The following is a 7311-nucleotide window of genomic DNA, read 5'->3' as shown; positions in this document are numbered from 1 at the left end:
TCCGTGTCTTCGGGACAGGGCATGAGAGGCCGGTGAGGAGAACCCCTGGCGCTCCTATGAGGCACCCCTTCCCCGGAAGGGCTGACCCTCGCCCGTAGAGAAGGGCAGCTCCGCGACGAAGTGAAGTCCGGTCGGTAACCAACCCGCGTATATCAGAGTGATCCACCGTCGCAATCCGCTTCTCGTGCCCTGCCTCGAAGGCATGGAAAACAGGAGGTCTCGATCGAACACTACAGCCAACCGTTGACAGGTCAATCCATATCAGGAGGCCGGCCCTCCGGCCGATTCCCCGTCCGGGCCATCTCCCGCGCCCGATCGGCCAGGGGGCTGGCCTCCTACGGCACCCGACCGGTAGGAGGCCGGCCCTCCGGCCGATTTCCCGTCCGGGCCATCTCCGGCGCCTGATCGGCCAGAGGCTGGCCTCCTACAGGCCTCCCACGGCACCCGGCCACGTAGGAGGCCGGCCCTCCGGCCGATTTCCCGTCCGGGCCATCTCCGGCGCCGGATCGGCCAGGGGGCTGGCCTCCTACGGGTCGAACCCTACCTCCGGGATCAGGAGCCGCCGAGGATCAGCCGTTCCCCGTCACCGTGCAGCCGGTATTGCGGGATCTCCAGGTTGCGCGCCCCGGGCTGGTCGCGGAACACCCGCCCCGCGGCGTCGTAACGCCCGCCGCGACAGCGGTCCTCGAAGCCGCCCGGCCAGCCGTCGGCCTGTTCCGGATGCACCAGGTCCAGCTCGCAGCCCAGATCCGCGCTTTCGCCATAGACCACCAGCCAGTCCGGCGTGAAACTGCGCTCGGGCAACGCCAGCCCCTCCGGCTGACGCCCGCGCCGCGCCTGCGGATCCCGCAGGGCCTCCGCCTCGACCGCCTCCAGCGATTCCAGCAGCGCCGCATCGCGATGCACCACCAGCACGTGCCGCCCGTTCCAGCGCAGCCGCTTCACCTCGCCGACTGCAATCTCCTCCAGATCCAGGCTCCGCGGCTCCGGCCCCGAACCGCCCGGCAGCGACACGAACTGCGCGGAGAACGCCAGCGCCAGCGCGACGACGCCACCCAGCGCCATCAGCTTCAGCAGCACCCGCAGGCGCAGGCGGCGCAGCGCGGTCTCCGGATCCGGCGAAGAACGGGGCACGATGACGTTACCTCCAAAACAAAAGATTGCGAGAACCCACTGCAAACAGTGCCCCGGCCCTTCACGGGGAGGGGTCAGCGGCATACACTACCGCCATGCCTACCTCCAATCGAGAATCCATCCGCAACGACCGGCGCTATGTCGGTCTCTACAATGACCTCTACGGCGGCATGACGCCGATCGGGAACATCATCCGGGATGCCTGGGTGTTCGGCATCCTGCCGGAAGACCAGACCTGCGACGGCTGGGAGATCGGCCAGATCCAGGCTCTGCAGAGCCAGGTCAACGCCAAGTGGGACGAATACGGCCTGCGCCCCTCCGCCCTGCCGGACGACCTGCGCGAGCGCCACGAACGCATCCACAACGAGGCGATCGCGCGCGCCCGCGAGCACGGCTGGGTCCCCGGCCGCGACATCGACAGCGACATGGACGACAACGGCTGACCACCATGGTCCGCACCCTGATCGTCATCGGCGCCGCGCTGGCGGCGATCGCCGTGGTCCTGGGGGCCTTCGGCGCCCACGCCCTGGAACAGCGCCTGTCGGAACGCGCCCTCAACACCTGGCACACCGGCGTGCAGTACCACTTCATCCACGCCCTCGGCCTGCTGCTGATCGCCGCGCTGTGGAGCCAGCTGGCCACCGGCTGGGCCACCGCCGCGGCCGTGGCCTTTGTCACCGGCATCCTGCTGTTTGCCGGCAGCCTGTACGGCCTGGCCCTGGGCGCCCCGCGCATGCTGGGAGCGGTCGCTCCCATCGGCGGTACCCTGTTCATCCTCGGCTGGGTCGGCGTCGCCATCGCCGCGTGGCGCGCAGGTGGATAGGCAACCGCTCCGCAGCGTCCCTATAATCCGCGCCATAGCCGTTACAGCCCATTCCGAGCGGGAGATCCCATGAGCCAGCCTTCCTTTGCCGTCTTCGCCGAACAGACCCTGGACGACTTCTACGCCCGCCTGAGCGACCACCCCGACCTCGGGGACCTGGATATCGACCTGATCGACGGCGTGCTGACACTGGAGTTCGAGGACGGGGCGCAGATGATCCTCAACCGCCAGGAAGCGGCCGCGCAGATCTGGCTGTCCTCACCGGAAGGTCCGGCGCATTTCGGCTACGACGAGGCCACCGGCCAGTGGCAGAACGACCGCACCGGCGAGACCCTGGGAACCACCCTGGCCCGGGTGCTGGGCGGAAAGCTGGGCACGTCGATCGAACTCTGACCCGCCCGCCGCGCCGGAACCGGCGTCCTCAGGAACCGTCTCGATCCCCGCCCCGGGGTCCTTCCCCTCCTTCCCCTCCTTCCCCGGTGGCACCGCGGCGGGACGGCCCCGCGGACTCCTCGCCCGGCTCGCCCGAGTCACCCGGCTGACCGCCGTCCCCGTCGAGCGCCCTCAGGTGGTTCTCTACCTCCGAGAGCACCGCGTGGGCGCCGTCTTCCTCCAGCGCCAGATCCAGCGCCTTCAGCGGCTCCGCCGTCCCCGCCTCGCCGCGCAGCCCGGTGCGCGCCAGCCCCAGCGACACCAGCCGGAACTGGCGAAAAAACAGATAGGCCAGCGTCGCCAGGATCAGCGCGACCCAGGGCTGCTCGTTGAAAGCCATCCAGGCCGCCACGCCATACGCCAGAAAGGTGATCACGAAGATCACCACGGCGACCTTGTGCGCGCGTGCCACGATCCGCTCGAAGACATCGCGGTGTTCGCCTATGAAATCCTGCTCGAAGTGCATGATGCGTCCGTAGTCAGCGCCGGGCGCGCCAGCGCTCGAAGGTGTCGAAGTCCTCGTAGCCGCGAGTCAGCACGTATTCCATCACGTTGCGCACGCGGTTGAGATGGGCGACCGAGTCCAGGCGGATGATCTCATCCCCCTGCTCGTCGAAGAACACCATACTGGGTGCCCAGTGGATGTCCAGATCCCGGGACCACCGGGCTGCCGTGGTCTCGCGGCCATCGGGGGTGACCACCCGGGTCGCGTCGTCGCCCATGTCCAGCTGCACCGCGTCCATCAGCGAGATCTGCTCCAGCACCTGCCGGTTCTGCAGCGGCTCGGAATGCAGGATGTCGCAGGCGTGGCAGGCCTCGCGCTCGAAAAACACCACCAGGGGCCGCTCGCCCGCCTCCCGGGTGCGATCCAGTTCGTGCGGCGGCGGATCGAAGAAATCCCGCTCGTTGATGTCCTCGAGATCGAACTTCGGCGGCGGTTCGGCGCGGTCCAGGTACTCGCGGAAGCTCCCCTCCCGATCATGCCGGTCGATCACGTACTCCAGCAGGGCGCGAAAGCGGTACGGGGGATAATAGCCGCGCATCGCGTGGATGCCCTCGCCATCGGCGTCGAAAAACGCCAGTGACGGCGTGAAGTTCAGCCCCATGCTGCGCGCCCATTCCTTTTCTTCCAGGGTCTCGCCCTCCAGCGTGGTCACCTCGCGACTCCCCAGCACGTCGATCGCGATCACGTCGAAGTGCTCGGACAGATAGGAACGGATGTCGTCCTGGCTGAAGTTCTCCTCGAACAGCGCCTCGCAGTAGGGGCAGTCATCCATGCCGAAATACACCGCCAGCCCCTTGCGCCCGCGCTCGCGCGCCAGCTCCAGATCCTCCTCGATATCGAGAAAGCTCGGCCGGAACCAGTCGGGCGTCCCCAGGCCGATCCGGCGCGGGGTGTCGTCGAACTGCAGACCCTCCGTTTCGCTGGCTTCCGGCACCGGTTCGTCCGCCAGCACCGGCGATCCGGCCGCACCCCACGCCAGCGCGAGCATCAGCACGACGCCCCGCGCCGCAAGCTGCCGGCCCGAACGCCTGTCGCTACCGGATCCCGTTTTCCCCAACACGCCAACCTCCTTGCGGACCGCTCCGTCGCTGGACAGGCGTGGCAGACCGGCCTGCCGCGGGGCGCCACGTAATTTTCCGGCCCCTCGACTCCATTGGACGCCGCACGGCACCGGATTACTCCCCCGATGCCACGCCATCGGCCGCACAATCGGCCAGAGGGCTGGCCTCCTACGGGTGCCCCGGCGGGTCGGCGGGCCCCGGCGGGTCGGCGGGCCCCGACGGGTCGGCGGGCCCCGGCGGGTCGGCGGGCCCCGGCGGGTCGGCGGGCCCCGGCGGGTCGGCGGGCCCCGGCGGGTCGACGGGCCCCGGCGGATCGGCGGGCCCTGCACGTAGGAGGCCAGCCCCCTGGCCGATCGGGGCCAGGCTGGCCCGCAGGGGCCGATCGGCCGGAGGGCCGGCCTCCTACGGGGCCGTCGGCGGTTCGATCACCTCGGTGCCGCCCAGCCACGGGCGCAGGCGCTCGGGGATGCGCACCGAACCGTCCGCCTGCTGATGATTCTCCAGCAGCGCCACCAGCGCGCGACCCACCGCCACGCCGGAACCGTTCAGCGTATGCAGCAGCTCCGGGCGCTCGCCCGCCTTCGGGCGGAACCGCGCCTGCATGCGCCGCGCCTGGAACGCCTCGAAGTTCGAACAGGACGAGATCTCGCGGTAGGCCTGCTGCCCCGGCAACCAGACCTCCAGATCGTAGGTACGCGCGGCGGAAAAGCCCATGTCCCCGGCCGACAGCAGCATCACCCGATAGGGAATCTCCAGCGCCTGCAACACCTTCTCGGCATCACCCAGCAGGCCTTCCAGCGCCGCGTCCGATTCCTCCGGCCGGACCACCTGCACCAGCTCCACCTTCTCGAACTGGTGCTGGCGGATCAGGCCACGCACGTCGCGGCCGTAGCTCCCCGCCTCCGAGCGGAAACACGGCGTGTGCGCCACCATCTTCAGCGGCAGCTCCTCCGCCTCCAGGATCTGCTCGCGCACCAGGTTGGTCAGCGGGACCTCCGCCGTGGGGATCAGCCGGAACTTCTGCTCGCAGTCCACCGAAAACAGGTCATCGTCGAACTTGGGCAGCTGCCCGGTGCCCACCAGCGTCTCCGGGTTGGCCAGGTACGGGACGTAGGTCTCCTCGTAGCCATGCTCGCGGGTATGCAGATCCAGCATGAACTGCGTCAGCGCGCGGTGCAGCCGTGCCATCTCGCCGCGCATCACCACAAAGCGCGCACCCGCCACCCGGGCCGCCCCCTCGAAGTCCAGGCGCGCCCCCGGCTCGCCCAGCTGGATATGATCGCGGCAGTCGAAATCGAAGCGGGTCGGCTCGCCCCAGCGGCGCACCTCTTCGTTCGCGGACTCGTCCAGGCCCTCGGGCACGCCCGCCTGCGGGAGGTTGGGCACATGCAGCAGCAGATCGTGCAGCTCGGCCTGAATGCCCTCCAGCTCGTCCTCGCAGCCCTTCAGCTCGTCGCCGATGCGCGACACCTCCGCCTTCAGCGGCTCGATGTCCTCGCCCCGCGCCTTCGCCTGCCCGATCGCCTTCGACCGCGTGTTGCGCTCCGCCTGCAGCTCCTGCGTGCGCACCTGCAGCTCCTTGCGGCGCGCCTCCAGGCGCTCGAACCGCTCACGGTCCAGGGTAAAACCGCGCCGCGCCAGCGCGGCCTCGGTAGCGTCCAGATCCTGACGCAGACTGCGGATATCCAGCATGGGCTCGCCGTCGACCAGTAGTAGTGGAAACCGCGCAGTTTAAGCCAAACACCCCGCGCCGTGCAGGTCACGCCGCATTCCCGTGCAAGCACGCTCCTTGTGTGTCCTCGGAGACGCGATAGCGACATCTGTGGGACCGGGTCCAGCACAACCGGCTCGTTCCCGAAACCTTGAGCCTGACCTGTCGATCGGCCCCCGACGCCGTCTCCTTCTACAGACGGAGATCGGCCGACCCGGTTGGCAGCACCGATTTCACGTCGAACACCACGGAGCCCTCGCATCCCAGGCGGCGCACGCCCTCGCCGCCCAGCGCCACGAACTCCCGGTGAGGCACGGCCAGCACCATCGCATCGTACGCCCCTGCCTCCGGTTCGCCTTCCAGCAGATCCAGGGCGTATTCCTCGCGCGCCACGGCGGGATCCACCCACGGGTCCCACACGTCCACCTGCGCATTGTAGCCCTGCAGGTCCTCGATGATGTCCACCACCCGGGTGTTGCGCAGATCCGGGCAGTTCTCCTTGAACGCCAGGCCCATCACCAGGATGCGCGATCCCACCACAGGGAAGCCCTTGCGGATCATCGCCTTCACCAGGCGGTCCGCGAGATGGCCACCCATGGCGTCATTGATGCGCCGCCCGGCCAGAATCATCTCGGGATGGTGGCCCACCGCCTGCGCCTTGTGCGTCAGGTAGTACGGGTCCACCCCGATGCAGTGCCCGCCCACCAGCCCGGGCCGAAACGGCAGAAAGTTCCACTTGGTGCCCGCTGCCGCCAGCACCGCCTCGGTATCCAGCTCCAGCCGGTCGAACAGTAGCGCCAGCTCGTTCACCAGCGCGATGTTCACGTCCCGCTGAGTGTTCTCGATCACCTTGGCCGCCTCGGCCACGCGGATGCTCGGGGCCGGATGGGTGCCCGCGCGGATGATGCGCGCGTACAACCCGTCCACAAAGCGCGCCACCTCAGGCGTGGAACCTGAGGTAACCTTCACGATGTCGGAAATGCGATGCGCCTTGTCCCCCGGGTTCACCCGCTCCGGGCTGTAGCCCAGGAAGAACCCCTCGTTCAGGACCAGACCGGATTCCGCCGCCAGCACCGGCGCGCAGTCCTCCTCCGTGGCCCCGGGATACACCGTGGACTCGAAGATCACCACGTCGCCATCCTCCAGCGCCCGCCCCACCGTGCGGCTGGCCGCCAGCAACGGCCCCAGATCCGGCCGCCGGTGCGCATCGATCGGCGTGGGCACCGTCACGATGAACACATTGCAGCCCGCCAAAGCCGCCGGGTCCGCCGTAACCTCCAGTTGCGCGGCTGCCGTTAGCTCGTCCGGCTCCACCTCCCGCGTGCGATCATGCCCCCGGTTTAGCTCCGCCACCCGCTGGGCGTCGATATCGAACCCCAGCGTCGGCAGCACCCGCCCGAACTCGGCGGCCAGCGGCAGGCCCACGTACCCTAGGCCAATCACCGCAATGCGCACGTCCTCAAGACCCTTCATATCTAGTCCCTAACTTATGACTCCATGTCCCGCGCCGCAGGAACGTGCTTGCTCACGAACCCACGGACGCCACCTTCGCGTGCAAGCACGCTCCCACAAAAGCCCCGCCCCCCAGTAAAAGCGGGCCTGCCCGCGAACAAGGTTCCACCGGGCCACCTCCGCGCAAGCACAA

The 7311-nt window shown here is 68.8% G+C and carries 8 protein-coding genes; 3 read left to right on the top strand and 5 right to left on the bottom strand.

Annotated elements, in window-relative coordinates:
- Positions 1–552: 552 nt before the first annotated feature.
- A complete protein-coding gene (locus F620_RS0106875) occupies positions 553–1134 on the bottom strand; it encodes a hypothetical protein (protein ID WP_019569975.1) in 582 nt (193 codons plus the stop codon).
- Between the two features lie 95 nt (positions 1135–1229).
- Here F620_RS0106875 and F620_RS0106870 point away from each other — a divergent pair, with 95 nt between their 5' ends.
- From F620_RS0106870 to cyaY, 3 genes are all read left to right on the top strand, one after another.
- Positions 1230–1577: a hypothetical protein gene (locus F620_RS0106870; RefSeq protein WP_019569974.1), complete on the top strand. Its 348-nt coding sequence runs from the start codon at positions 1230–1232 to the stop codon at positions 1575–1577.
- 5 nt (positions 1578–1582) lie between these two features.
- Complete coding sequence (locus tag F620_RS0106865) at positions 1583–1957, top strand: DUF423 domain-containing protein (RefSeq protein ID WP_019569973.1); 375 nt, start codon at positions 1583–1585, stop codon at positions 1955–1957.
- A 69-nt stretch (positions 1958–2026) separates the two neighbouring features.
- Complete coding sequence (gene cyaY / locus F620_RS0106860; protein WP_019569972.1) at positions 2027–2350, top strand: iron donor protein CyaY; 324 nt, start codon at positions 2027–2029, stop codon at positions 2348–2350.
- A 28-nt stretch (positions 2351–2378) separates the two neighbouring features.
- On the opposite strand, the gene F620_RS0106855 is transcribed toward cyaY, so the two are convergent.
- From F620_RS0106855 to F620_RS0106840, 4 genes are all read right to left on the bottom strand, one after another.
- Complete coding sequence (locus F620_RS0106855; protein ID WP_019569971.1) at positions 2379–2855, bottom strand: hypothetical protein; 477 nt, start codon at positions 2853–2855, stop codon at positions 2379–2381.
- A 13-nt stretch (positions 2856–2868) separates the two neighbouring features.
- On the bottom strand, positions 2869–3882 hold the full coding sequence (locus F620_RS0106850; RefSeq protein WP_019569970.1) for a thioredoxin fold domain-containing protein: 1014 nt from the start codon (positions 3880–3882) through the stop codon (positions 2869–2871).
- Between the two features lie 475 nt (positions 3883–4357).
- Complete coding sequence (serS, locus tag F620_RS0106845) at positions 4358–5647, bottom strand: serine--tRNA ligase (protein ID WP_018871477.1); 1290 nt, start codon at positions 5645–5647, stop codon at positions 4358–4360.
- A 211-nt stretch (positions 5648–5858) separates the two neighbouring features.
- Positions 5859–7139: a nucleotide sugar dehydrogenase gene (locus tag F620_RS0106840; RefSeq protein ID WP_019569969.1), complete on the bottom strand. Its 1281-nt coding sequence runs from the start codon at positions 7137–7139 to the stop codon at positions 5859–5861.
- Between the last annotated feature and the right edge of the window lie 172 nt (positions 7140–7311).

Origin of the sequence: Thioalkalivibrio sp. ALE11, assembly GCF_000381205.1 — a bacterium.
Taxonomy (GTDB): Bacteria; Pseudomonadota; Gammaproteobacteria; order Ectothiorhodospirales; family Ectothiorhodospiraceae; genus Thioalkalivibrio.
Note: the sequence above shows the minus strand (reverse complement) of the source record. Positions and strands in the feature narration are given on the sequence as shown.

Coding starts and splice junctions, on each gene's coding strand:
- serS (WP_018871477.1), bottom strand. CDS start 5,647: ATGCTGGATATCCGCAGTCTGCGTCAGGATCTGGACGCTACCGAGGCC.
- F620_RS0106850 (WP_019569970.1), bottom strand. CDS start 3,882: ATGCTCGCGCTGGCGTGGGGTGCGGCCGGATCGCCGGTGCTGGCGGAC.
- F620_RS0106840 (WP_019569969.1), bottom strand. CDS start 7,139: ATGAAGGGTCTTGAGGACGTGCGCATTGCGGTGATTGGCCTAGGGTAC.
- F620_RS0106870 (WP_019569974.1), top strand. CDS start 1,230: ATGCCTACCTCCAATCGAGAATCCATCCGCAACGACCGGCGCTATGTC.
- F620_RS0106855 (WP_019569971.1), bottom strand. CDS start 2,855: ATGCACTTCGAGCAGGATTTCATAGGCGAACACCGCGATGTCTTCGAG.
- F620_RS0106865 (WP_019569973.1), top strand. CDS start 1,583: ATGGTCCGCACCCTGATCGTCATCGGCGCCGCGCTGGCGGCGATCGCC.
- cyaY (WP_019569972.1), top strand. CDS start 2,027: ATGAGCCAGCCTTCCTTTGCCGTCTTCGCCGAACAGACCCTGGACGAC.